Annotated in this window: 26 protein-coding genes; 3 read left to right on the top strand and 23 right to left on the bottom strand. The window is 58.6% G+C overall.

What is annotated here, in order from left to right; translation table 11 throughout:
• Window positions 1-40: 40 nt before the first annotated feature.
• The 19 genes from Q0O19_RS04645 to Q0O19_RS04555 all read right to left on the bottom strand — a co-directional run bounded on the left by Q0O19_RS04645 (window position 41) and on the right by Q0O19_RS04555 (window position 16,853).
• Window positions 41-367 (bottom strand): hypothetical protein, encoded by a 327-nt coding sequence (locus Q0O19_RS04645; RefSeq protein ID WP_295520497.1) that lies wholly within the window; start codon window positions 365-367, stop codon window positions 41-43.
• Between the two features lie 18 nt (window positions 368-385).
• Window positions 386-1,471 (bottom strand): beta-N-acetylhexosaminidase, encoded by a 1,086-nt coding sequence (nagZ, locus tag Q0O19_RS04640; protein ID WP_295520495.1) that lies wholly within the window; start codon window positions 1,469-1,471, stop codon window positions 386-388.
• Between the two features lie 37 nt (window positions 1,472-1,508).
• Window positions 1,509-1,916: a holo-ACP synthase gene (acpS, locus tag Q0O19_RS04635; RefSeq protein ID WP_295520525.1), complete on the bottom strand. Its 408-nt coding sequence runs from the start codon at window positions 1,914-1,916 to the stop codon at window positions 1,509-1,511.
• Window positions 1,913-2,659 (bottom strand): pyridoxine 5'-phosphate synthase, encoded by a 747-nt coding sequence (locus Q0O19_RS04630; protein ID WP_295520493.1) that lies wholly within the window; start codon window positions 2,657-2,659, stop codon window positions 1,913-1,915. The genes acpS and Q0O19_RS04630 overlap by 4 nt, the downstream gene beginning before the upstream one ends.
• Window positions 2,656-3,405 (bottom strand): DNA repair protein RecO, encoded by a 750-nt coding sequence (recO, locus tag Q0O19_RS04625; protein WP_295520491.1) that lies wholly within the window; start codon window positions 3,403-3,405, stop codon window positions 2,656-2,658. The genes Q0O19_RS04630 and recO overlap by 4 nt, the downstream gene beginning before the upstream one ends.
• An 11-nt stretch (window positions 3,406-3,416) precedes the next feature.
• Window positions 3,417-4,472, bottom strand: coding sequence for a GTPase Era (gene era, locus Q0O19_RS04620; RefSeq protein ID WP_295520489.1), 1,056 nt, complete (start codon window positions 4,470-4,472; stop codon window positions 3,417-3,419).
• Window positions 4,469-5,173: a ribonuclease III gene (gene rnc, locus Q0O19_RS04615; RefSeq protein WP_295520487.1), complete on the bottom strand. Its 705-nt coding sequence runs from the start codon at window positions 5,171-5,173 to the stop codon at window positions 4,469-4,471. The genes era and rnc overlap by 4 nt, the downstream gene beginning before the upstream one ends.
• A 7-nt stretch (window positions 5,174-5,180) precedes the next feature.
• Window positions 5,181-6,146: a signal peptidase I gene (lepB, locus tag Q0O19_RS04610; protein ID WP_295520485.1), complete on the bottom strand. Its 966-nt coding sequence runs from the start codon at window positions 6,144-6,146 to the stop codon at window positions 5,181-5,183.
• Window positions 6,146-7,954 carry a translation elongation factor 4 gene (gene lepA, locus Q0O19_RS04605; RefSeq protein ID WP_295520484.1) on the bottom strand — a complete coding sequence of 603 codons (1,809 nt, stop codon included), beginning with the start codon at window positions 7,952-7,954 and terminating at the stop codon, window positions 6,146-6,148. Before lepA ends, lepB begins: the two co-directional genes overlap by 1 nt.
• A gap of 495 nt (window positions 7,955-8,449) precedes the next feature.
• The gene (locus Q0O19_RS04600) at window positions 8,450-9,856 is read right to left on the bottom strand and encodes a DegQ family serine endoprotease (RefSeq protein WP_295520523.1); all 1,407 of its coding nucleotides are present in this window, start codon (window positions 9,854-9,856) and stop codon (window positions 8,450-8,452) included.
• A 147-nt stretch (window positions 9,857-10,003) separates the two neighbouring features.
• Window positions 10,004-10,498, bottom strand: a complete 495-nt coding sequence (locus Q0O19_RS04595; protein ID WP_295520482.1) for a hypothetical protein — start codon at window positions 10,496-10,498, stop codon at window positions 10,004-10,006.
• Window positions 10,499-10,522: 24 nt separating this feature from the next.
• Window positions 10,523-11,767: a beta-ketoacyl-ACP synthase II gene (fabF, locus tag Q0O19_RS04590; RefSeq protein ID WP_295520480.1), complete on the bottom strand. Its 1,245-nt coding sequence runs from the start codon at window positions 11,765-11,767 to the stop codon at window positions 10,523-10,525.
• A 6-nt stretch (window positions 11,768-11,773) separates the two neighbouring features.
• On the bottom strand, window positions 11,774-12,010 hold the full coding sequence (gene acpP / locus Q0O19_RS04585; protein ID WP_019427049.1) for an acyl carrier protein: 237 nt from the start codon (window positions 12,008-12,010) through the stop codon (window positions 11,774-11,776).
• 63 nt (window positions 12,011-12,073) lie between these two features.
• Window positions 12,074-12,817, bottom strand: a complete 744-nt coding sequence (gene fabG, locus Q0O19_RS04580) for a 3-oxoacyl-ACP reductase FabG (protein WP_295520478.1) — start codon at window positions 12,815-12,817, stop codon at window positions 12,074-12,076.
• Window positions 12,814-13,764, bottom strand: coding sequence for an ACP S-malonyltransferase (gene fabD, locus Q0O19_RS04575; protein ID WP_295520476.1), 951 nt, complete (start codon window positions 13,762-13,764; stop codon window positions 12,814-12,816). Before fabD ends, fabG begins: the two co-directional genes overlap by 4 nt.
• Window positions 13,765-13,837: 73 nt before the next feature.
• On the bottom strand, window positions 13,838-14,815 hold the full coding sequence (locus Q0O19_RS04570) for a beta-ketoacyl-ACP synthase III (protein WP_295520474.1): 978 nt from the start codon (window positions 14,813-14,815) through the stop codon (window positions 13,838-13,840).
• Window positions 14,812-15,876, bottom strand: a complete 1,065-nt coding sequence (gene plsX, locus Q0O19_RS04565; protein ID WP_295520472.1) for a phosphate acyltransferase PlsX — start codon at window positions 15,874-15,876, stop codon at window positions 14,812-14,814. The genes Q0O19_RS04570 and plsX overlap by 4 nt, the downstream gene beginning before the upstream one ends.
• 108 nt (window positions 15,877-15,984) lie before the next feature.
• On the bottom strand, window positions 15,985-16,167 hold the full coding sequence (rpmF, locus tag Q0O19_RS04560) for a 50S ribosomal protein L32 (protein ID WP_019575026.1): 183 nt from the start codon (window positions 16,165-16,167) through the stop codon (window positions 15,985-15,987).
• A gap of 137 nt (window positions 16,168-16,304) precedes the next feature.
• Window positions 16,305-16,853 carry a YceD family protein gene (locus Q0O19_RS04555; protein WP_295520468.1) on the bottom strand — a complete coding sequence of 183 codons (549 nt, stop codon included), beginning with the start codon at window positions 16,851-16,853 and terminating at the stop codon, window positions 16,305-16,307.
• A 49-nt stretch (window positions 16,854-16,902) separates the two neighbouring features.
• Here Q0O19_RS04555 and Q0O19_RS04550 point away from each other — a divergent pair, with 49 nt between their 5' ends.
• Window positions 16,903-17,514 (top strand): Maf family nucleotide pyrophosphatase, encoded by a 612-nt coding sequence (locus tag Q0O19_RS04550; RefSeq protein WP_295520466.1) that lies wholly within the window; start codon window positions 16,903-16,905, stop codon window positions 17,512-17,514.
• Window positions 17,511-18,284, top strand: coding sequence for an SAM-dependent methyltransferase (locus Q0O19_RS04545; RefSeq protein ID WP_295520464.1), 774 nt, complete (start codon window positions 17,511-17,513; stop codon window positions 18,282-18,284). The genes Q0O19_RS04550 and Q0O19_RS04545 overlap by 4 nt, the downstream gene beginning before the upstream one ends.
• Window positions 18,285-18,306: 22 nt before the next feature.
• Here Q0O19_RS04545 and Q0O19_RS04540 read toward each other — a convergent pair whose 3' ends face one another.
• The 4 genes from Q0O19_RS04540 to Q0O19_RS04525 are packed head-to-tail and all read right to left on the bottom strand — an operon-like array spanning window position 18,307 to window position 21,339.
• Entirely contained in the window at window positions 18,307-19,302 is a 996-nt protein-coding gene (locus tag Q0O19_RS04540) for a S49 family peptidase (RefSeq protein WP_295520462.1), read from the bottom strand.
• Between the two features lie 2 nt (window positions 19,303-19,304).
• Window positions 19,305-19,670, bottom strand: coding sequence for a Rieske 2Fe-2S domain-containing protein (locus tag Q0O19_RS04535; protein ID WP_295520460.1), 366 nt, complete (start codon window positions 19,668-19,670; stop codon window positions 19,305-19,307).
• A gap of 12 nt (window positions 19,671-19,682) precedes the next feature.
• Complete coding sequence (locus tag Q0O19_RS04530) at window positions 19,683-20,351, bottom strand: HAD-IA family hydrolase (RefSeq protein ID WP_295520459.1); 669 nt, start codon at window positions 20,349-20,351, stop codon at window positions 19,683-19,685.
• Complete coding sequence (locus tag Q0O19_RS04525; RefSeq protein ID WP_366939030.1) at window positions 20,323-21,339, bottom strand: RluA family pseudouridine synthase; 1,017 nt, start codon at window positions 21,337-21,339, stop codon at window positions 20,323-20,325. The genes Q0O19_RS04530 and Q0O19_RS04525 overlap by 29 nt, the downstream gene beginning before the upstream one ends.
• A 591-nt stretch (window positions 21,340-21,930) precedes the next feature.
• On the opposite strand from Q0O19_RS04525, the gene Q0O19_RS04520 reads away from it, so the two are divergent.
• Window positions 21,931-23,944: Rne/Rng family ribonuclease (locus tag Q0O19_RS04520; RefSeq protein WP_295520456.1), on the top strand; the 2,014-nt coding region annotated here is incomplete at its 3' end.

Here is a 23,944-nt window from a genome sequence, read left to right as displayed (position 1 = left end):
AAACCCGGCCTAGGTCGGGTTTTTTGATGCGCTCACAGCTTCAGTCCTTTTGGCGGGGCGGCAAACGGGGTGCATCTTCCACCACCTCGCGCACCTCCACATCGACCACCTGGTCGTCCTGGGCAAATGGGCTGACTTGCCGTTTGGGGGAACCAAAGCCTTGTCCGGAACCTGCACCGAAACCGCCCTGCTTGAAGCCCTGGCGCATGGCGCTGAACTGCTGCCAGACCATCACCACCTGGGGTTTGCGGCCCGTCAACAACCAACGGACCGTCGCAAAAACGGTGTAGCAGAGCAACCCCAAAAGCAAGGCAGCCAAAAAACCCAGCCCCAGCAAACCCATGACGATGCGCGCAATCCAGTTCATTGTGGTGTCCTGTTCAGGTCAAGGCAAGCGGTCGAGCGCCTGCATGTAGTCGGCAGAGCGCACCAGCTCGTCCCAAGGGCGGGCGGGCGATCGGGGCAAGAGGTCCAAACGCCGCTCTTCGCTGATCTCGCTGGGCGTCCAGTGGCCTTTGAGCTGGGCTTGGGCCAACTGGTCAATCACTTCATCGAGTTCTGCGCCGTCGTTCACAGCCGAGCGGTTGCACAGCAAGGCCAGGTCGCAGCCGGCATGCAGCGCGGTGATCACGGCCTCGGTGTAGCTGAGTGTGCGGCCGTCCATCTGCCGGGCGGCGGCCATCGACAAATCGTCGGTGCAGACCACACCTTGAAAGCCCAATTGCGCACGCAAGATGTCTTGCAACCAGCGCGGCGAAAAACCTGCTGGGCGGCTGTCGACTTTGCTGTAAATAACGTGTGCGGGCATCACGGCCGTGAGCACGCTGCTCAGCCAACGGTAAGGCTGCGCGTCGTCGGCCAAGATGGCCTTGAGGCTGCGCTTGTCCACCGGCAGCGCCACGTGCGAGTCGGCCTTGACCGCGCCGTGTCCAGGGAAATGCTTGCCACAATTGCCCATCCCCGCTTGCAACAAGCCCTGCATGAGACTGCGGGCCAGCAGACTCACCACGCGCGTGTCGCGCGCGAAGGCGCGGTCGCCAATGACGCCACTCTCGCCGTGGTCCAAATCGAGCACCGGGGTGAAGCTGAAGTCCACGCCACAAGCACGCAGCTCACTGGCCAAAACAAAGCCTGCCGATGTGGCCGCCTCGCAGGCCTTGAGCACGCCCGAGCCGGGCAGGCCCTTGTCGTCTTGCGACCAGAGTTCACCCAAAGCACGCATCGGCGGCAAATGGGTGAAACCGTCGGTGCGAAAGCGCTGCACACGACCGCCTTCGTGGTCGACCGCAATCAAGAGGTCGGGACGGATGCTTTTGACCTCGGCGCACAAATCACTCAGCTGTGCACGGCTGTACCAATTGCGGCCAAACAAAATCATGCCACCCACCAGGGGATGCGCCATACGGCGGCAGTCCACATCGGTCAAGGTGGTGCCAGCAATGTCAATGATCAGGGGGGCGTGCAGGGGCATGGGATATCCATTCAATGTGGGGGATCAGCGCGCCCAATCAAGGGTGCGGTGCGCTCAGGGTCTCGACCACACAAAAACTGGCGGCGTATTCGGACTCGTCGGTCACGGTGATGTGGGCACTGAGGTGCTTGGTCTCAAACCATTCTTTGAGGTCCCCGTGCAGCACGATGACCGGTTGACCACTGGGCAAATTGCCCACTTCACACAGCCGCCAAGTCATGGGCATGCGCATGCCCAGGCCAATGGCTTTGCTGAAGGCCTCTTTGGCAGAAAACCGTGTGGCCAGGTAACGCACACCCCGCTCGGGCCATCGGGCGCCGCGGGCTTTCCATGTGGCCATCTCGGCGTCGCTCAGCACCTTGGCGGCAAAGCGCTCCCCGTGCCGTTCCAGGCTGGCCCGGATGCGGCGGATGTCGCAGATGTCGGTACCGATGCCGTAGATCATTTTTCCAGGCAAGCGAGGTAGGCCTTCACGGTGGCGCTGTAACCCAACTCCAGCGCGTCGGCCATGAAGGCATGGCCAATCGAGACTTCTTGCAGGCCTTTGACCGCGGCCACAAAGGCAGGCACATTAGCCTGGTTGAGGTCATGGCCTGCGTTCAAGCCCAGGCCAACCTGCGTTGCGGCCACGGCCGCGACGGCGTAACGCTGCAACTGCTTGTCTTGCTCTGGCGTTCCAAAAGCAGCCGCATAAGGCTCGGTGTACAGCTCCACCCGGTCCGCGCCCACAGCCCGGGCCCCGGCCATTTGATCCGGGATGGGGTCCATGAACAGGCTCACGCGCACGCCCAGCGCTTTGCACTCATCGATCAGGGGTTTCAGGCGCTCGGTGTCTTGCGGGAAAGCCCAGCCGTGGTCGCTGGTGAACTGGCCTTCGCTGTCGGGCACAAAGGTGACTTGGTGCGGTCGCACGGCACGCACGTGTTCCATCAGGTTGTGGAAGGGGTTGCCCTCGATATTGAACTCACGCTCAGGCCAGGCCTGCATGAGCGCCTGCAGCTCGGGCACGTCGCTCGCGCGGATGTGGCGTTCATCAGGACGGGGATGGATGGTGATGCCTTGTGCACCCGCTTGAAGACACAGCTCGGCGGCACGCCTCACGCTGGGGATGCCGAGATGGCGGGAGTTGCGCAGCAAGGCGACTTTGTTGACGTTGACCGACAGGGCCACGCGTTGGGTTGTGTTCATAAAGTTTGCAAGTCCAGCATCATTTGGCGGGTACGCAAGGCACCGACACCGCAATGGTAGTTGAGCATCAGGCGCAAGGGCCTTTGCAGTTGCACCAACAAGTCGGCGCAATCTCTCAACAAGGCGGCCAGCGGGCTGGGGGAATCCAGTGCCATTTGGAGCAATTGCCATTGCTCGCCGCGCAAGGCGTGGCGTGGGTCATCGCTCACCAATTGCAAACCGGCCTCGGGCACCAAAGCGTAACAGTCTGTGGGCGACAAGGTTTTGAGGGTCAGGGTCTGCTGGTTCAAGGCGGGTAACAGGCCCATCTCTTTGAGCAGCAACAGCTCAAACGCCCGCAAGGCCCATTGCAAGGCATTCGGGTCACCACTGGCCAGCAGGCGGACGGCAGCCGCGTACACCTCAAACAACTGCGGGTGCGGGTCGTCTCTGGCCGTCAGGCGCATCAGCAATTCATTGAGGTAATAGCCAGACAGCAGCGCCTCACCCGTGGGCATGACGTGCCCGCCCACCCATTCGGCCGACTTGAGGGTACGGATGTCGCCATCGCCCCCAAACGCCAGCGACAAAGGCTGCAAAGGCAACAAAACAGGGCGAAAGCTGGAGCTGGGCCGTTTGGCCCCTTTGGCCACCAGAGCCACCCGGCCATGGTGGCGGGTGAAGACTTCAAGGATCAGGCTGGTCTCGCTCCAGTCGTAGCGGTGCAGCACATAGGCTGGCTCGTCTGCGATCCGCTTGGTGGCCATTGGCGGTGGGATTACTCGTAGCCGAAACTGCGCACGCGGGCTTCGTCGTCGGCCCAGCCGGAACGCACTTTGACCCACAGCTCGATGAACACCTTAGCGTCCAGCAACTTTTCCAATTCCACGCGTGTTTCAGTGCCGATGCGCTTGAGCTTTTCGCCCTTGTCACCAATGACCATGGCCTTGTGGCCTTCGCGCTCCACCACGATGGTGGCGGCAATGCGCAACATGCGCTTGGCGGTGCGCCCAGCTTCCTCTTCGAACTTGTCAATCACCACCGTGGAGGTGTAAGGCAGCTCGTCACCTGTCAGGCGGAACAATTTTTCTCGCACCATTTCGCTGGCCAAGAACTTTTCACTGCGGTCGGTCAACTCGTCTTCGGCATGCCACCAAGGCTGCTCGGGCAGGTATTTTTCGCAAATGTCCAACAAGCGCACGATGTCCTTGGGCTGCTTGGCCGACATGGGCACAAACTCGGTGAAGGCGTGACGCTGGTGCATGCTTTGCAACCAAGGGGCGATGTCGCCACGGCGGTGCACATTGTCCAGCTTGTTGGCCACCAGCAAAACCGGAATTCCGGGCTTGAGCAAGGCCAGCACCTTGGCGTCCGCCGTGGTGAAACTGCCCGCCTCGACCACGAAGAGCACCAAATCCACATCGCTCACCGCACCAACCACGGTCTTGTTGAGTGACTTGTTGAGCGCGGTGCCGTGAATGGTCTGAAAACCGGGTGTGTCCACAAACACATACTGCGCAGCGCCTTGGGTGCGGATGCCCGTGATGCGGTGGCGGGTGGTTTGGGCTTTGCGCGAGGTGATGCTGATTTTTTGGCCCACCAAGGCATTGAGCAAGGTCGACTTGCCCACGTTGGGTTTGCCCACAATGGCCACCAGTCCGCAGTGCTGGCCTTCAACGGGTACTGGCAAGGGGGTGACAGCGACAGGCGGCAAGGATGCGTCCTCAGAGGGGTCGCGTGGCTGGATGGTCACACCCGCGATTTGAACGGGGCGACGCAGGGTCGGCTCTTGCGCGGTCAGCGCCGAATCGGTGGATTTCTTGTCGGTGCTCATACGGCGCTTTCGGATTTCAGGGTCTGCAGCATGGCGGCTGCCGCTGCTTGTTCAGCTGCACGGCGCGACGCGCCCGAGCCTTGTTGGGTTTGGCGCAATTGAGTCACTTCACAAGAAACTTCGAATTGCTGGCGGTGCGCCGCGCCGGAGGTACCGACCACGGTGTATTTGGGCAGCGCGAGCTTGCGCCCTTGTAACCACTCCTGCAGCTCCGTCTTGGGGTCTTTGCCCACAGCTTGCATGTCGGGTTTGATGTCGACCTTGGCAAACAGGCGCTCAACCAAGGCTTGCGCGTCTTGGTAGCCGCCGTCCAGATAGACAGCGCCGATGATGGCCTCGACCATGTCCGCCAAAATCGAGGGCCTGCCCTGCCCGCCGGATCGCATCTCGCCTTCACCCAAACGCATGACGGCTGAAACGTCCAGCGTTTTGGCCAGTTGGTGCAGCGTGTCTTGCTTGACCAGATTGGCCCGAACACGCGACAAGTCACCTTCGGGCATGTCGGCCAGTTGCGCATAAAGCATGTGCGAGACGGCCAGGTTGAGCACCGAGTCACCTAAAAATTCCAAGCGCTCGTAGTGGTCTGCGCTGAAACTGCGGTGCGTCAGCGCCTGCTGCAGTAAAGCTTGCTGGCGAAACGCATAAGCCAGGCGAACTTGCAGTTCTGACAAACCAGAAGAAGCAGCAGAAGTGGTGGCCACGCTCACCTCAGTCAAAAGCGCCAATGCGCTGCAGGTTACCGAAATTCATCCAGACAAAGAAGGCTTTGCCCACGATGTTGGCATCCGGCACGAAACCGAAATAACGTGAGTCCAGCGAGTTGTCGCGGTTGTCACCCATCATGAAGTAGTGGCCTGCTGGCACTTTGCAGGTCACGCCTTCGACCGTGTAATTGCAGTTTTCACGGCCAGGAAACGGGTCTGCTCCAGGCACAAAGGCTGGACGGTCATCGTCTTGCAAGGTTTGGTGCGGCTTGGCCCCCAAGGTTTCGCGGCGCTGCTTGTGGTAGCGCATGGTGGATTCGTCGAAAAAGTCGGGCATCACCTCGGTGGGCACCGGTTTGCCATTGATGGTCAAACTTTTGTTCAGGTAAGCCACCTCGTCACCAGGCAAGCCGACCACGCGCTTGATGTAGTCCACACTGGGCTTGGGTGGGTAACGGAACACCATCACATCGCCGCGCTGCACAGGCGTGCCCTCGGTGAGCTTGGTGTTGGCCACCGGCAAACGCACACCGTAGTGGAATTTGTTCACCAAAATCAGGTCGCCAATGTGCAGGGTGGGAATCATCGAGCCCGAGGGGATTTTGAAGGGCTCGAACAAAAAAGAGCGCAAGATGAAGACCACCACAATCACCGGAAACAGACCGGCCGTCCAGTCCAGCCACCAAGGCTGCATGAGCAGCTTTTCGCGGCTTTCACGGATGTCGGTGTCCACCTTGGCAATGCCCATTTTGGACAACTCCGCTTGCCGTTGAGCGGTTTCGGCCTCCAGCTGAGCCACCGCTTTTTCACGCTGGGGCAAAAAGACAAAGCGCTCGGCCAACCAGTAAATGCCCGTGACCACGGTAGCCAAAAGCAAAAGCAGCGCGAAATTACCCTCAATGAAACCCGTGTACCAAGCACCGGCATAGGCCACAAAAGCAGCCAAGACCAAAGACGTGAGGAACTGCATCAATCTTCCACCTGCAAAATGGCCAAGAACGCCTCTTGAGGCACCTCGACCGAGCCAATTTGTTTCATGCGCTTCTTACCGGCTTTTTGCTTTTCCAGCAGTTTGCGCTTGCGCGAGATATCGCCACCGTAACACTTGGCCAGCACGTTCTTGCGCATAGCCTTGATGCTTTCACGGGCAATGATGTTGGCCCCAATGGCCGCCTGGATCGCCACATCGAACATCTGGCGGCTGATGATCTCCCGCATCTTGGCCACCACCGCTCGGCCCCGGTACTGGGACTGCGAGCGGTGCACAATGATGGACAAGGCATCGACCTTTTCGCCGTTCAGCAAAATGTCAACCTTCACCACATCAGAGGCGCGGAATTCCTTGAATTCGTAATCCATGGAGGCGTAGCCCCGGCTGACCGATTTGAGCTTGTCAAAGAAGTCGAGCACAATTTCTCCCAGCGGCATTTCGTAGGTCAACATGACTTGGCGCCCGTGGTAAGCCATGTTCATCTGCACGCCCCGTTTTTGATTGGCCAGTGTCATGACAGGGCCCACATAGTCTTGTGGCATGTACAAATGCACGGTGACGATGGGCTCGCGGATTTCTTGCAGTTTGCCTTGGTCGGGCATCTTGGAGGGGTTTTCCACCATGACGATTTCACCGCCGGGCTGGACCACTTGGTAGACCACGCTGGGCGCCGTGGTGATCAGGTCTTGGTCAAATTCACGCTCCAAACGCTCTTGCACAATTTCCATGTGCAACAAGCCCAAAAAACCGCAACGGAAACCAAAGCCCAAGGCTTGTGAGACTTCGGGCTCGTAATGCAAAGAGGCGTCGTTGAGCTTGAGCTTCTCCAGCGCATCGCGCAGACCGTCATATTGGTTGGCCTCGGTCGGGTACAAACCGGCAAACACCTGGGGCTGGATTTCTTTGAATCCGGGCAAGGCTTCGGCAGCAGGCCCCAAATTGTTGGGCAGCTTCTTTTCCAGGGTGACGGTGTCACCCACCTTGGCCGCTTGCAACTCCTTGATACCGGCAATGATGTAACCCACTTCACCGGCCTTGAGGGACTGACGCGGTTCGTTGGCGGGGGTGAAAACACCCAAGCTGCCCACTTCGTAGACGGCATGGCTGGCCATCATCTTGATGCGCTCGTTTTTGAGCAACTGGCCATCGACCACACGTACCAGCATGACCACGCCGACATAGCTGTCAAACCAACTGTCGATGATCATGGCCCTCAGGGGCGCATCGGGATTGCCTTTGGGCGGCGGGATCCGGGCCACCACAGCCTCGAGGATTTCTTCGATGCCCATGCCAGTTTTGGCTGAGCATGGGATCGCGTCCGTTGCGTCAATGCCAATCACGTCTTCAACTTCGCTGCGGGCATTGTCTGGATCGGCATTGGGCAAATCCATCTTGTTGAGCACGGGCACCACTTCCACGCCCAAGTCGAGTGCGGTGTAGCAGTTCGCCACGGTCTGGGCTTCTACGCCTTGGCTGGCGTCCACCACCAGCAAAGCGCCTTCGCAGGCCGACAATGAACGCGAGACTTCATAAGAAAAGTCCACATGCCCGGGGGTGTCGATCAGGTTGAGGTTGTAGACCTGACCATCTTGGGCTTTGTAATGCAGTGCAGCGGTCTGCGCCTTGATGGTGATGCCGCGTTCTTTTTCGATGTCCATCGAGTCCAGAACCTGGGCTTCCATGTCACGCGCTTCAAGACCACCACAGCGTTGAATCAGACGATCGGCCAGCGTGGATTTGCCATGGTCAATGTGGGCAATGATCGAAAAGTTTCTGATGTGATTCATCAAGCGAGGTCTGCAAGTGTGTGTGGATCGAGGATCCGAAAAAGAAAAAAGGGCGCGTCTGGTGGTGACGCGCCCTGAACCAACAATCTATGGCAACTGCGATAGTTGGGGTTTCATTGTAGGCAAATTGGCCCACATGCGCACCGTCCAAAACAGCATGGGCAAGTCGTTGCCGCAGTGCAACACTCGACTTATTCACATGTTATTCACAAGGCGAACAGATTCATGCTGAACAACTTGTGGGTCATCTGTGGATCAACGGTGGATGCTCTGGTGGCATCTCGCATCGTGAACTCAAACCTGCGCTTTATGCCGTAAATCAAGGTTCAGGAACGTTGATTTTATCAAAATTCGGTATGAGCGATGTCAAAAGTTAGTATTCACAAACTTTAAAAAATAATTCAACACGCTGTGGGCATTTAAAAAAACATGGGTTCACCTTGTCTTTACCCCCATTGGCCAGCTGGGTAATGGGGGCACTTGACAAGCCCAACTTCATGGCGAAGGTCGGATCAACACGTATTGCGCCGCATCGCCCCGTCGAACAAGCACACTGCTTGGACGGGTTTTGTCTACCCGCGCCATGATGGTCTCAAACTCCTTCAAAGAGGTGACTTCGGTATTGGCAATGGCCACAATCAAGTCGCCTTCACGGATACCGGCCCTGGCCGCTGCATCGGCAACGGCGTCCACACGCACAGCTCCGCGAACTCGGAACTCTTTCTTTTGTGCTTCCGTCAGATCGCTCACCGTCAAACCCCAGTGTTGAGCACTGACCGCAGGCGCTTTTTTATCCGGAACGCTGGCAGCCACTTTCTCGGTTTCGATCTCGGCGACCGTGATGCTCATGTCCTTGACACTGCCACGCCGGAAAACGGTGACGCTCACTTTGCTGCCTGGCTTGGTGTTGCCCACCGCACGGGGCAAATCAGCGGGTTTGTCAATTGCCTTGCTGTCAAAACGCGTGATGATGTCGCCAGCCTCAATGCCCGCCTTTTCAGCCGGAGAGCCTTCCTCAACGCCTCTGACCAAAACGCCTTGCGTTTTGCCCAGACCAATGGATTCGGCCACCTCTTTGGTCACCGGGGCAATTTGGACACCGATGCGGCCGCGGCTGACGCGCCCATTCGTGCGCAATTGCTCACTCACGCGCATGGCCTCGTCCATGGGGATCGCGAACGAAATGCCCATGAAACCACCGGACCGGGAGTAAATTTGGCTGTTGATGCCGACCACCTCACCGCGCATGTTGATCAGTGGCCCGCCGGAGTTGCCTGGATTGATGGCCACATCGGTTTGGATGAAAGACAAATAATCACCCGTGTCACGCTGCTTGGCACTCACGATGCCCGCTGTGACGGTGTTCTCCAAACCAAAAGGCGAACCAATCGCCATGACCCATTCACCCACGCGCAAACGGCTGACATCGCCCACCTTCACAGCGGGCAAACCGGTGGCCTGAATTTTGACCACCGCCACATCGGTGCGTTTGTCCGCGCCCACAATGCGCGCCTTGAATTCGCGCTTGTCTGTGAGTGTCACCATGACCTCGTCTGCACCGTCCACCACGTGGGCATTGGTCATGATCAAGCCGTCAGCACTCAGAATAAAGCCTGAACCCACACCACGTGGCTGAGCTTCTTCTGGAGGACGATTTTGGCGAGGGGCCTGTCTGGGGGCATTGGGCATGGGCACGCCAAAGAAACGTCGGAACAGTTCTTGCATTTCTTCGTCGGGCGCAGAACCGGGCTGTGCACTGGGTCGGGCTTTTTCAAGGGTGCGGATATTGACCACCGAAGGCCCCACCTGCTCAACCAAATCCGTGAAGTCCGGTAAGCCGCGCACCCCGAAAGAGGAGTTTTGTGCCACCGCTGTGGTCAGAGGTAAAAAGGCCCCGCCCATGACCATGGCACTTGCCAGGGCGAACGAAGCCGCCGTTTTCATCCAATATCGCTTCAGCACACATGCCTCCTTGTGTTGTTCATACCGGGTAATGGGTCTGAAACAGTTGCGGCCTGAAGGGACAGATTCAAGCCTTGCAGTTTCACATCAAAGCGCCGACCCATTCGACTGCATCACTGCCTTGGGGCGCGAATATACAGCGCATCTAAAACCATGCCACTTTGAGGGCATGGCCTGTGCGTCGACCCCAGCGCAAAACCACGGCCCCCCCCTATCGCGAAGCTCGTCGCGAGTCCTCAGCAAGAGAAGCATACCGGCACCCCAATCCAAGCCAACGGCCAATTGCAAATCCTGGTCTTCGTTGGCAAACTGCTGTGCACCCAGGCGGCTTCGCCACATCCAAACGTCGCCGGTCCACAACAAATGGCCCTCCGACAAGACTTGCTTGGGCGCACCATAGGCCGTGGCAACGCCACAAACTGCCCAAAAGACCCACGCACACCACACCAACAAGCCAGACGCTTGGCTTTGAATTTGCCAAGCGCAAAGTCCTGCTGCCGACATCAGCAACACACCCCCAAACAACACCATGCCCCAAACAAAACGCCCCACCGGGTAAGCCACAGGTGGGGCGTTGTGCATGCGATCAACCAGGCTTTCGGGTGATCAAATGCGTTTGAAGACCAACGAGCCGTTGGTGCCCCCAAAACCGAAGTTGTTTTTCAGGGCCACATCGATCGTCAGATCCCGCGCGGTGTTGGCACAGTAGTCCAGATCGCACTCGGGGTCGGGATTAACCAAATTGATGGTGGGTGGCACCTTTTGATGGTGCAAGGCCAACACGGTGAAGACGCTTTCAATGCCGCCGGCGCCACCCAAGAGGTGACCGGTCATGGATTTGGTCGAGCTCACGACGGTTTTGTAGGCGTGCTCACCCAAAGCCGCTTTGATGGCTTGGGTTTCGTTGATGTCGCCCAGCGGCGTAGAGGTGCCGTGCGCGTTCAGGTAATCGATTTGATCGGCGTTGACACCGGCATTGCGCATGGCATTGATCATGGCGCGACGTGGGCCGTCCATGCTGGGCGCGGTCATGTGCCCGGCGTCAGCACTCATGCCATAACCACCCAACTCGGCATAGATTTTGGCGCCGCGCGCTTTGGCGTGTTCATACTCTTCCAGCACCATCACACCCGCGCCTTCACCCAGAACAAAGCCATCGCGGTCTTTGTCCCATGGCCGGGATGCCACTGTGGGGTCATCATTGCGCGTCGACAAGGCGCGCATGGCGGCAAAGCCCCCCACGCCCAGCGGCGACACACAAGCTTCAGAGCCACCTGCCACCATAACATCCGCATCGCCGTATTCGATCAAACGGCCAGCTTCGCCAATGGAGTGCAAGCCCGTTGTGCAAGCAGTCACAACAGCCAAGTTGGGGCCTTTGAAACCACTGCGCATCGACACGTGACCTGAGATCATGTTGATGATCGAGGCCGGAACGAAAAATGGCGAGATGCGCCGCGCGCCCCGCGCTGTGTATTCGCTGTGAGTTTCTTCGATCAAAGGCAAACCGCCGATACCCGAACCAATCACCACACCGATGCGGCAAGCCTCTTCTTCGCCCAGTCCATCGCCGGTAGACAAGCCGGCGTCCTGAATGGCTTGGGCCGCGGCAGCAATGCCAAAATGAATGAACCGATCCATGGTCCTGGCTTCTTTGGAAGACATGTAGGACTCAAGATCGAAATTCTTGACTTCACCCGCAAACCGACAAGCAACGGCTGAAGCATCAAAACGTGTGATCGGACCAATGCCGGACTGACCGGCAAGCAGGTTGGACCATGCATCAGCGACCGTGTTGCCCACAGGGCTGATGCATCCCAAACCCGTGACAACAACGCGGCGCCGGGTCATCGTCGATCAGGCCTTCTTGCTTTGGGCGTAATCGATCGCAGCTTGCACCGTGGTGATTTTTTCTGCGTCTTCGTCAGGAATTTCGATGCCGAACTCGTCTTCGAGTGCCATCACCAGTTCCACAGTGTCCAGGGAGTCGGCGCCCAGATCGGCCACGAAAGCTTTTTCATTGGTGACTTGTGACTCTTCGACACCGAGTTGTTCGGCAATGATTTTCTTGACACGTGCTTCGATATCGCTCATAGGGTCCCTCTGAGGGTTGTGAAAAAAGGAGATTTTACCTGTCCGAAAGGGTGTTTCGGAAAATCAGGCCATGTACATGCCACCATTGACATGCAATTCTTGTCCCGTGACATAGCCGGCATGCGGTCCGGCCAAATAGGCCACCGCGTGGGCGATGTCTTCGGGTTGGCCCAAATGGCCCAAAGGAATCTGGCCCAACAGGGCTTTGTGTTGTTCTTCGGGCAAGCTGGCGGTCATGTCGGTGGCAATAAAGCCGGGGGCAATGCAATTGACTGTGATGTTGCGGCTGCCCAATTCACGGGCCAAAGCGCGGGTCATGCCCGCTACGCCCGCCTTGGCAGCGGCATAATTGGCTTGACCGGGGTTACCCGAAGCACCCACCACGCTGGTGATGCTGATGATGCGGCCATAACGCTGCTTCATCATCGGGCGAATCACGGCGCGGCTCATGCGGAAAACCGCCTTGAGGTTGGTTTCAATCACCGCGTCCCAATCGTCGTCTTTCATGCGCATGGCCAACTGGTCCCGGGTGATACCGGCATTGTTCACCAACACGTGCAAGCCGCCATACTGTTTGACGATGGCATCGATCAGGTCTTCACCAGCAGTTGCATCGGTCACATTCAGCTTGGCCCCCCGACTTCCAGGGTATGCGGACAAGGTTTGACCGATGTTGGCGGCACCGTCATCGGTGGTGGCAGTGCCCACGACCACATAACCAGCTTGGGCCAATTGCAGGGCAATGGCGGCACCGATACCGCGAGAGGCCCCAGTGACCAGCACCACTTGTTTCTGAATTTCACTCATGCCAGCATTCCTTTGACTTCCGCCAGGGTGGCGGGGTCGTACAGCGCCACGCCATTCAATTCGGTATCGATCCGCTTGGTCATGCCCGCCAGGACTTTGCCGGGGCCGCATTCGACCAAGGTGTTCACACCACGGGCCTTGATGGCCTGAACGCACGCCACCCAACGCACCGGGCCAAAGGCCTGACGGTACAACGCGTCCCGAATGCGGTCGGCATCGGTTTCGATGGCCACATCGATGTTGTTGATCACCGGAATTTGCGGCACGCCCAAGGTCAGGGTCGCCAATTTTTCGCGCAACTTTTCAGCAGCGGGTTTCATCAGGCTGGAGTGGAAAGGGGCCGACACAGACAACAGCAAGGCACGCTTGGCACCCATACCCTTGAGCACTTCGCAGGCCTTGTCGACGGCTGCTTTACTGCCCGCAATCACGGTTTGGGCGGCATCGTTGAAATTCACGGCCTCCACCACTTCAGCGCTGCCTGAAGAAAAAGTGGTCTGTGCTTCCAAACAGCCCGCAATGACTTTTTCAGGGGTCAATCCCAAAATAGCCGCCATGGCGCCCACGCCGACCGGTACGGCTTCTTGCATGGCGGCAGCCCTCAGGCGCACCAGCGGCGCGGCTTGCGACAGCGTCAACACACCCGAAGCCACCAAGGCGCTGTACTCGCCCAAAGAGTGACCAGCCACCACCGATGGTTTGGCACCACCTTCGGCCAACCAAGCACGAAAAGCGGCCACGGCCGACACCAGCATCACTGGCTGGGTGTTGGTGGTCATGGCCAACGCTTCCTTGGGGCCTTCGTGGATCAGTTGAGCCACGTCTTCGCCCAAGGCGTCTGAGGCCTCTTGGAGCGTCTCGCGCACCACAGGGTGGTCACCCCAAGCGTCCAGCATGCCCACCGATTGGGCGCCCTGACCAGGAAATACAAAAGCAAATGTCGTCATGTTGAAATCTGAAACAAACAGTCACTGAAAGGGCTGCCAGCCTGACGCGCACAGCTGACCGGACCCTGTCAAATCAATAGCGCAGAAGTACCGAGCCCCAAGTGAAACCGCCACCCACGCCTTCAAGCATGAGGGTATGACCGCGCTGGATGCGCCCATCACGCACGGCAGTGTCCAGCGCCAAGGGGATCGAGGCAGCCGAGGTGTTGCCGTGTTGATCCACAGTGACCACCACCTTGTCAGCGCTCATTTTGAGCTTTTTGGCCGTGCTTTGCATGATGCGGATGTTGGCCTGGTGCGGGATCAACCAGTCGATGTCGGCGTCGGTCAAATGGGCCTTGGCCAAGCTGGCACGGGCGGTTTCTTCCAGCACACCCACGGCCAACTTGAAAACAGCTTGACCGTCCATCTTAAGAACGGGGTCACCCAAAATGGCGCCCCGGTTGACGTGCCCGGGCACGCACAGGATGTCTTTGTACTTGCCATCGGCATGCAAATCGGTGGCCAAAATGCCAGGCTGATCAGACGCTTCGAGCACAACCGCGCCAGCGCCGTCGCCAAACAACACGCAGGTCGTCCGGTCTTTGAAGTCCAAGATGCGGCTGAAAATTTCTGAACCGATGACCAAAGCACGCTTGGCAGAACCCGACTGTATCATCGCATCCGCAATCGTCAAGGCATAAACGAAGCCGCTGCAAACAGCCTGCACGTCAAAGGCCGGGCAACCAGCGGCGCCCAGTTTGTGCTGCACCATGGTGGCTACTGAAGGGAACACCATGTCCGGGGTCGAGGTGGCCACGATGATCAAATCGATGTCGTGTGCTGGGAGGCTTGCAGCGGCCAAAGCTTGGCGGGCTGCTTCGGTCGCCAAGTCGCTGCAACCTTGGTGGTCAGCGGCAAAGTGGCGGGCACGTATACCGGTGCGCTCAACGATCCAATCGTCAGAAGTCTCTACGCCTTGCAAAGCCAATTGGGCTGCCAGGTCGGCATTGCTCAGGCGATTTTCAGGAAGGTAGCTGCCCGTGCCCAAAATGCGGGTGTAAATTCTCATACAAGTGTGCCGACTGGATCCACCCGCTCGGCCTGCGCACCCATCAACAATGGCGCAGCATGGACGATGCGTTCGCGAACCCGTTCAAGCAATTGGTTTTTGGAAGCATCATAAGCCCGGTTCAAGGCGGTTTCAAAAGCCATCTCGTCTGCAGAGCCGTGACTCTTGAACACCAAGCCACGCAAACCGAGCAAGGCAGCGCCGTTGTAACGACGATGATCCACCCGATTTTTAAAGGCGGTTAACACCGGATAAGCCAAAAGTGCCACGAGTTTCGTGAAAATATTTCGGGAAAACTCATTTTTGAGAAACCCACTGATCATGGTGGCCAACCCTTCGCTGGCTTTCAAGGCCACATTGCCCACAAAGCCATCGCAGACGACGATATCGACCGTGCCCTTGAAGATATCGTTGCCTTCCACATTCCCGTGAAAATTCAAATCGCCTGAGTTGCCTGCTGATCGCAACAATTCACCTGCTTTTTTGATGATTTCATTGCCTTTGATCGTTTCTTCGCCAATATTGAGCAAACCGACCGTGGGCTGTTCCTTGTTCTGCAAAACGGACACCAATGCGGATCCCATGACCGCAAATTGAAGCAAATGCTCGGGCGTGCAATCCACATTGGCCCCCAAATCCAGCATGGTGGTGCCCCCACCCTTGAAGTTGGGCATCTGACCGGCGATGGCCGGACGGTCAATGCCGTCCATGGTCTTGAGCACATAGCGGGCGATGGCCATCAAAGCCCCCGTGTTACCAGCAGACACGGCTGCAGCGGCTTTGCCATCACGCACTTGCTCAATGGCCAAGCGCATGGAAGAGTCTTTCTTTTTGCGCAAAGCCACTTCAAGCGGATCGTCCATTTCAACCACTTCGCTGGCAGGCACCACTTCAGCACGGGGATCGGCGAAAAACGCCAAGGCTTCGGGGCGTCCCACCAACAGCAGACGGGCATCGGGATGGTTGGCCAAAAAGTTGCGACATGCGGCCAACGTGACGCGGGGACCGTGGTCACCCCCCATGCAATCGACTGCCAGTGTGATCGGGTTGGGCGAGGTCATGCAATCCTATGGCTCATAGCCGTGAATGGAATCAAAGCCATAAAAACAAAAGCCCGAGGCTACTTGAAAAGTAGCGCCGGGCCTCTTGAGGCTTGGGGCTGACGCCGATCAGGCTTCTGATTTGTTTTTCAACACTTGGCGACCACGGTAAAAACCGTTGGGGCTGATGTGGTGACGCAGGTGAATCTCGCCTGTTGTAGGCTCAACCGCAATGCCTGGAACGTTGAGGGCATTGTGCGAACGGTGCATACCGCGCTTGGAAGGCGACTTTTTGTTTTGCTGAACAGCCATGATGGCTCCTTGGAAACTTGGAGGCCGCGCTAATTGAGACGCAGCGTCTGGTTAATGAGAATGTCACCCAGCGCAAAGGGCGAAACCGCAGATTATAGCCTAAGACGACGCGGAAATAAAGTGTCTTGGGTTTGCACTTATATGTTTGCGCCAGTTTTGAGGCTTGCCAGCACACCAAAGGGGTTGGGCCGATCGGCGGCTTCTTCAAACTCAGGATCCACTGCAGTCATGGGGACGGCTTCAGGGCAAACCTCGTGCAAGGGCACCAGCGGCAAAGACAAAATCAATTCATCCTCGACCAGCGCCAAGGCGTCAAAGTCGCGGCTGATGACCAAAATATCTTCTTCAGCCTCATCGTCCAGTGCGGCTGCGGTGGCCTCGTCCGCCACAAAACGGAACGATCGTTCGGCCTGCACGGTTTCCAGCACCGGGGTGAGGCAGCGCTGGCACTGCATGGGCAGCTGCACTGAAGCAAGCAAGTCCAACCAAATTTGTTCTGTGCCGCCCGATTGGGCAAGCGTTCGACCGTGCAATTGCCAAAGCACATCACCGGCCGCCAAGGTGTCTCCATGCTGCTCAACCAGCAAACGCGGCCAAACGGTCAGTGCGCCTGCGCCTCGCAGGGCACTGGCATCACGGGCAAAGGCCAGAACATCCAGGTGTTGGGGGTCTAATTTTTTTTCCATGACATCAGTGTAAGAGAATCACTCATTTGAATAGACCGGGAGTTGCACTTTGACAACCACTGCTGCTGCCACATCCGCCCCACCACGCTCGGTCGTTTTGGGCTCGACCTCACGTTACCGCCGCGAATTGATGGAACGCCTTCGCTTGCCGTTCACGGTCGCGGCACCCCATGTGGACGAAACACCCTTGCCTGGTGAAACCCCAAAAACCTTGGCCCTTCGGCTGGCTTTGGCCAAGGCCCAAGCCGTGGCCGCACTGCACCCCGAAGCGGTGGTGATCGGCTCGGACCAAGTGGCCGACTTGGCCGGTCAACCGCTGGGCAAACCCGGTGAACACGAACGCGCCGTGGCCCAACTGCGCCAAATGCGCGGCCAAACGGTGATTTTTCAGACCGCATTGGCCGTGGTCTGTTTGGCCACGGGCTTTGAACAAGTCGATTTGGCCGAGGTGCGCGTCGTTTTTCGTGATCTGAGCGACGAAGAAATCGAGGCTTATTTGCAAGCCGAAAAGCCCTACGACTGCGCTGGCAGCGCCAAAAGCGAGGGCCTGGGGATCGCACTGCTGGAGTCCATCGACAACGACGACCCAACGGCCCTGATCGGGCTGCCGCTCATCCGCACCGCACGCTTGCTGCGCCAAGCTGGAGTGAAATTGCTGTGAACACCCCCAAGCCCACCCCAGGTCGCCTGTTTTTGGTCCCCACGCCGCTGGACTTTGGCTGCACAGAACAAGCCCCCATCACCGATGTGCTGTCCAACCCCACCTTGGCCACTGCCGCAGGCATCCAGCACTGGGTCTGCGAAAACGCCAAGAGCACGCGCGCTTTTCTCAAGCGCGTGGCTGAAACCCACCCCTTGATCGCCCCCTTGGCGGAACAAACCATCACCGAATTGCCACGCCATGTGCACAAAAAAGGCGACCACCAATCGGGTTTTGACGGCAAACCACTGCTGGCGGCCGCTTTACAAGGGCAAGATGTGGGCTTGGTCAGCGAAGCCGGCATGCCCGCCGTGGCCGATCCCGGCAGCTCGGTGGTGCGTGCAGCGCACGATCTGGGCCTCACTGTGGTCCCCTTGGTCGGCCCCGTGTCATTGCTGCTGGCATTGGCCGCCAGTGGCCTGAATGGCCAAAATTTTGCCTTCGTGGGCTACCTGCCGCAAGACGCAGCAGAGCGGGCCACCCGCCTGAAACAACTGGAGTCTCTGGCGCTCAAATCAGGTCAAACCCAACTGTGGATCGAGACCCCCTACCGCAATGCGGCCATGCTCGGCGGCTTGTTGCAAAGCCTGAACGCCAACACCCGACTGGCCATTGCCAGCGGCTTGACGCTGCCGACGGCCCATATCCGGAGCCATACCGTGGCGCAATGGAAAAAGGGCCTCCAAGGCCCTGATGGTCACACGCCCGCGGTTTACGCCATCGGGCCTTGATGGTGGCGCAAGGCCTTGCGGCTCAGCGCAGGCCGGTGCTGCTGCGCAAGGCGCGCACCGAGCCCTCGCCCACCGCCGCGCCAAAGCGCTTGACCAAGCGCTCGGCCACGTTTTCACGCTGCGTGTAGTCGATCACATCCGGGGCCTTGACCACCTCTCGGGCAACGCCATCCAGACTGCCTAGGCTGTCGGCCAAACCCAGATCCACCGCCTGCTGGCCACTCCAGAACAGGCCGCTGAACATCTCCGGGGTTTCTTTCAAGCGGTCGCCACGGCCTTTTTTGACCACTTCAATGAACTGCGTGTGGATTTGGTTCAGCATCGCTTGAGCGTGCTTGCGTTGGGGCTCGGTTTGCGGGCTGAACGGGTCCAGAAAACCTTTGTTGGCCCCCGCCGTCATCAAACGACGCTCCACCCCCAGCTTGTTCATGAGCTCGGTGAACCCGAAGCCGTCCATCAATACGCCAATGCTGCCCACAATGCTGGCTTTGTCCACGTAAATCTGGTCTGCCGCGGCAGCAATGTAGTAAGCGGCCGAAGCACAAGACTCCTCCACCACGGCGTAGATCGGCTTGTTGTGCAAAGCCCGCAAACGAACAATTTCGTCGTTGATGAGACCCGCCTGCACCGGGCTGCCACCAGGTGAATTGATCAACAAGACCAGTGCCTGCGAGCCTGAATCCTCCAGCGCCAAGCGCATGGAGGACATCACGTTTTCCGCGCTGGCTTCGGTCTCCGATCCGATCTCGCCCACGATGGACACCATCGCCGTGTGCGGCAAGGTCGGGTTGCTGATGGATGCTTTGTAAGTGAACACCTGCCAGAACACCACGGTCAGCAGCAGCAACCAAGCCACCCGCAAACCCACCTTCCAACGGCGGGCTGTTTTTTGTTCGTTCAAATGGGCAAAGGCCAAGCGCTCCAAGGTCTGGCGCTCCCACCCCGAATCAGCAGTCGGTGGGGCTTTGGTGGGTTCTTGGGAGGCCGAAGCGGACGCGTGGTCCTGGGGGTCTTGCATGGTCAAAATTCAATCGGTTTTAAGTTGTAGGCAGTATGCCAGTGAACCACGCCATCCCTTTCTGAAAGGTCTATTTTGACCAACCCGCCACGGCAAGGGCCACTTGAGCACGCGCCGGTATCGGGCTGGTAGGTGGCGCCATGCGTGGCACACATGAGCCAACGCCCTGTCTCGTCATAAAACCGGTCGGGTTGGTAGTCCATCTCCATGGCCACATGGGTGCATCGGTTCAGGTAGGCGTGCACTTGGTCTTGGTAACGGACAGCGAAGGCGCGACAGGTTTGCCCGGCGTAAACAATGTCAAACGGCACGGCACGCCCACCGTTCACCAAGTCGGCACTGTTGCACAAAGGGACCAAAGGCTCCATGAGTACTCCTTTTCAAGCGTTTTGCACCAACCAGTCGTGCAAGTCCTGCACGCTGTGCGCCACATGGCGCGGCTTCAAGGCATGGAAGGCCTCAGGCTCGTGTGCCCCATAGCTCACGCCCACGCTGGCACAGCCCGCATTCAGGGCCATTTGAAGGTCGTGGGTGGTGTCACCAATCATCAAAGTGCGCTCGGGCCGGGCGCCAAATTCGCGCATCAACTCATGCAGCATCATGGGGTTGGGCTTGCCTGCAGTTTCATCGGCCGTGCGTGAGCCATCGAACACACCACGCAGTTCCACCGCATGCAAGGCCTCGTTCAGCCCTTGGCGGCTTTTGCCGGTGGCCACCGTAAGCCAGTGGTGCCGGGCTTTGAGGGCATCGAGCAAGGGCAACACACCCTCAAAGAGGCTGATGTCGTTTTGGTGCTGCAGGTAATGGTGGCGGTAACGCTCCCCCAAAGCCGGGTACTTGTCTTTTGGCACATCCGGAGCGGCATGGGCCAGCGCAGGCATCAGCGCCAAGCCGATCACATAAGAAGCCGCTTCACGGGTGGGCTCTTGCCCCCCCACATCGACCACCGCCCGCTGGATGCAGCGGGTGATGAGTGCGGTGGAGTCGAACAGCGTGCCATCCCAATCGAAAGCAATCAGGTCAAACTGGCGGGGTCTGGTGTTGGGCATGGTGAATGTAGGCTTTCAATTCTGGGGGCAAATCAGCTTGCAAGGCGATGCGCTCGGCCGTGGCGGGGTGATTGAACTGCAAACGCCAAGCGTGTAAAAACATGCGTTTGAGGCCAGGTCCGGTGCGGGGTTTGAGCAACTGGCGGTTCCAGTCGAAATCCCCATATTTGTCATCCCCTGCAATCGGGTGGCCTTGGGCCGACAAATGCACCCGAATTTGGTGGGTGCGTCCGGTTTTGATGGTCACTTCCAACAAAGAAGCACCCGCTAACCGCTGCGACACCTTGACCAAGGTGATCGAACGCATGCCATCGGGGTCTTCTGAGGTGGTCAATCGCACCCGGCGCTCGCCGTCTTGACCGTCTTTGCCTGGCAACAAGAATTTATGCAGAGGCTGGTCAATCACCTTGAGCTTGGCAGGCCAGTCGCCTTTGACCAGCGCCAGATAGGTTTTGCCGGTTTCGCGTTCCCTGAACTGGTCTTGCAGGTGCTTGAGAGCGCTGCGCTTTTTGGCCACCAACAAAATACCGCTGGTGTCCCTGTCCAGACGGTGCACCAATTCGAGCAATTTGGCTTGGGGGCGGGCTTGCCGCAATTGCTCGATCACACCAAAGCTCACCCCCGAGCCGCCGTGCACCGCCACCCCAGAAGGTTTGTCGATGGCCATCAGGCAGTCGTCTTCCATCAACAAGGGGAATTCTCGGCTGGGCGCGGGGTTCGCCGCCTTTTCGGCCACTTTGTCCGACAGGCGCACAGGGGGCAGACGGACTTGGTCACCGATTTGAACCCGGGTATCGGCCGCAGCGCGTCCCTTGTTGATGCGCACTTCTCCGCTGCGGATGATGCGGTACACATGCGTTTTGGGGACGCCTTTCAAATGGCGCATCAAAAAGTTGTCCAAACGCTGTCCAACCGACTCTTCGTCCACCACCAAGCATTTGACTGCAGGGGCTGAACTGTCGGACTTGGACCCTATAATGTGATTCACTGGTTATTGGCTGTAAGTGGTTGATTCAAATGGAAATGAATTCCTGTAGGCAGGAGTTTAGTCCACCACCACCGCGCCAAACCAGATGGTCGATGCCACCCTCGGCACGATTTGCAGACTGAAGGCCAACGCCAACAGTGGTCAATCGTCCCGGAGGTTGGGCCGACGCTCAGAAACCCAGATACGGAATACCCCAAATTCAGCAGCCCTTCAGGCTGTTGAACGGATCAAAGCGAGATGGTTGTGTTGTTTGGAACTTTGCTGATGTGCTTGGAGTGGCTTACAAAGCCACTCGACACCGTCACGCCTGGTGCCAGACAGTTTGTCTTGGACACCGGGGGAAGCCCCCGGCAGTGGACAATTCTTTGCACACCTTTAGCCTCGCCCCATCCACGCGCCACGATCCCCATTCCTGTGCTCACGCGCAGCTGAGTGGTCGATCACTCTCGGCAATTCCCTTCGTTTCAGGCGTCAGCTCCGGCAACGTGGGCTTTGCGGTTCTCAAGAACCCAAAGCCGGTTGTGTAAACAGGCTCCAGGGTGCAGACATCTTTCTGCCGCTGGGCCAAGCTGATAAATAAAGGAACGCATCATGAAACGGATGCTGATCAACGCCACGCAAGCTGAAGAGCGCCGCCTGGCCATCGTCGATGGACAAAAACTCCTCGACTACGAAATCGAAATCGAGGGACGCGAACAGCGCAAGGGCAACATTTACCAAGCCGTGGTGACACGCGTGGAGCCCTCGCTCGAAGCCTGCTTTGTGGACTATGGTGAAGACCGCCACGGCTTTTTACCTTTCAAGGAAATCTCTCGCCAATACTTTGCGGAAGGCGTGTCTGTCAGCCAAGCGCGCATCCAAGACGTCATCAAAGAAGGCCAATCCCTCTTGGTGCAGGTTGAAAAAGAGGAGCGCGGCAACAAGGGCGCGGCGCTCACCACCTTCGTCAGCTTGGCTGGCCGCTACGTGGTGCTCATGCCCAACAACCCGCGCGGCGGTGGCGTCAGCCGCCGCATTGAGGGCGACGATCGGGCCGAGCTCAAAGAAGCGATGGACCAGCTGGAATACCCCAAAGGCATGTCCATCATCGCCCGCACAGCAGGCATCGGCCGCTCGGCGCCCGAGCTGCAGTGGGACTTGAACTACCTGCTCAAACTCTGGACCGCCATTGACGGCGCCACCCAAGGAAAAGGCGCTTTCCTGATTTATCAGGAGTCAAGCCTGGTGATCCGTGCCATTCGCGATTACTTCAACAACGACATCGGCGACATCCTGATCGACACCGACGACATCTACGAACAAGCTCAGCAATTCATGAGCCACGTGATGCCTGAATTCGCGCCGCGTGTGAAACGCTACCGCGACGACGCCCCGCTGTTCAGCCGCTTCCAGATCGAGCACCAGATCGAGTCGGCCTATGCCCGCACCGTGCAGCTGCCCTCGGGCGGTGCCATCGTGATCGACCACACCGAAGCTTTGGTGTCGGTGGACGTGAACTCGGCCCGCGCCATCAAGGGCGGTGACATCGAAGAAACCGCGACCCGCACCAACCTCGAAGCCGCCGACGAAGTGGCTCGCCAGATGCGCCTGCGCGACCTGGGTGGTCTGATCGTGATCGATTTCATCGATATGGAAGAGGCCAAAAACCGCCGCGAAGTGGAAAACCGCCTGCGCGACGCGCTGCGCCAAGACCGTGCCCGCGTGCAGTTTGGCACCATCAGCAAGTTCGGCCTGATGGAAATGAGCCGCCAGCGCTTGAAACCCGCCCTGTCCGAAGGTGCGTCCATTCCTTGCCCTCGTTGCGGCGGCGCTGGCCACATCCGTGACACCGAAAGCTCAGCTCTGCAAATTTTGCGGATCATCCAAGAAGAGTCCATGAAGGACAACAGCGCCGCAGTGCACGCCCAAGTGCCCGTCGAAGTCGCGTCTTTCTTGCTCAATGAAAAGCGTTCCGAGATTGCCAAGATCGAATTGCAGCAACGTATCAACGTGCTGCTGGTGCCCAACAAGTCGCTCGAAACACCGCATTACAAGCTCGAACGCTTGAAGCACGACGACCCACGCCTGGAGCGCATCGAAGTCAGCTACAAAATGGCCGAAGAGATTGAAGACGCCACCACCGTGACCCGTCGCTCACAAGAGCCCACCAACAAGCAAACGCCGGTCATCAAAGGCGTGTTGCCCGACGCACCGGCCCCGATCGCACCGGTCAAACCCGAAGCGCCAGTGGCGGCGGCCAAGCCTGCCCGCAAGACCGCAGCCGCTGCCGCGCCCGCGCCCGTTGTCACTCCGGCAGCCTCGGGTGGTTTCTTCGGTTGGCTGAAAAACCTGTTCGGCAGCAGCAGCACCGAGACTGCCCCTGCCGCTGTGGGTCAAAAAGACGAGAAAGCACGCGAAGGCCGCCCAGGAGAGCGTCGCAACGAAACCCGTGAGGGCGGTCGCGATGGCGAGCGCCGTGAAGGTGGGCGTGATGGCCGCCGCGGTGGACGCCGTGGTGAGCGCAGCGAAGTTGCTGCTGGCGAAGTTCGTGCTCCACGCGAAGGCGGTCGCCGAAGTGAAGGACGCACCGACAACCGGAGCGACAACCGCACAGAAGGGCGCGGTG

The sequence above is a fragment of the Limnohabitans sp. Rim8 genome, from assembly GCF_945869175.1.
Lineage (GTDB): Bacteria > Pseudomonadota > Gammaproteobacteria > Burkholderiales > Burkholderiaceae_C > Limnohabitans_A.
The sequence above is the reverse complement of the archived record's forward strand: the minus strand, read 5'-3'. Positions and strand labels throughout refer to the sequence as shown.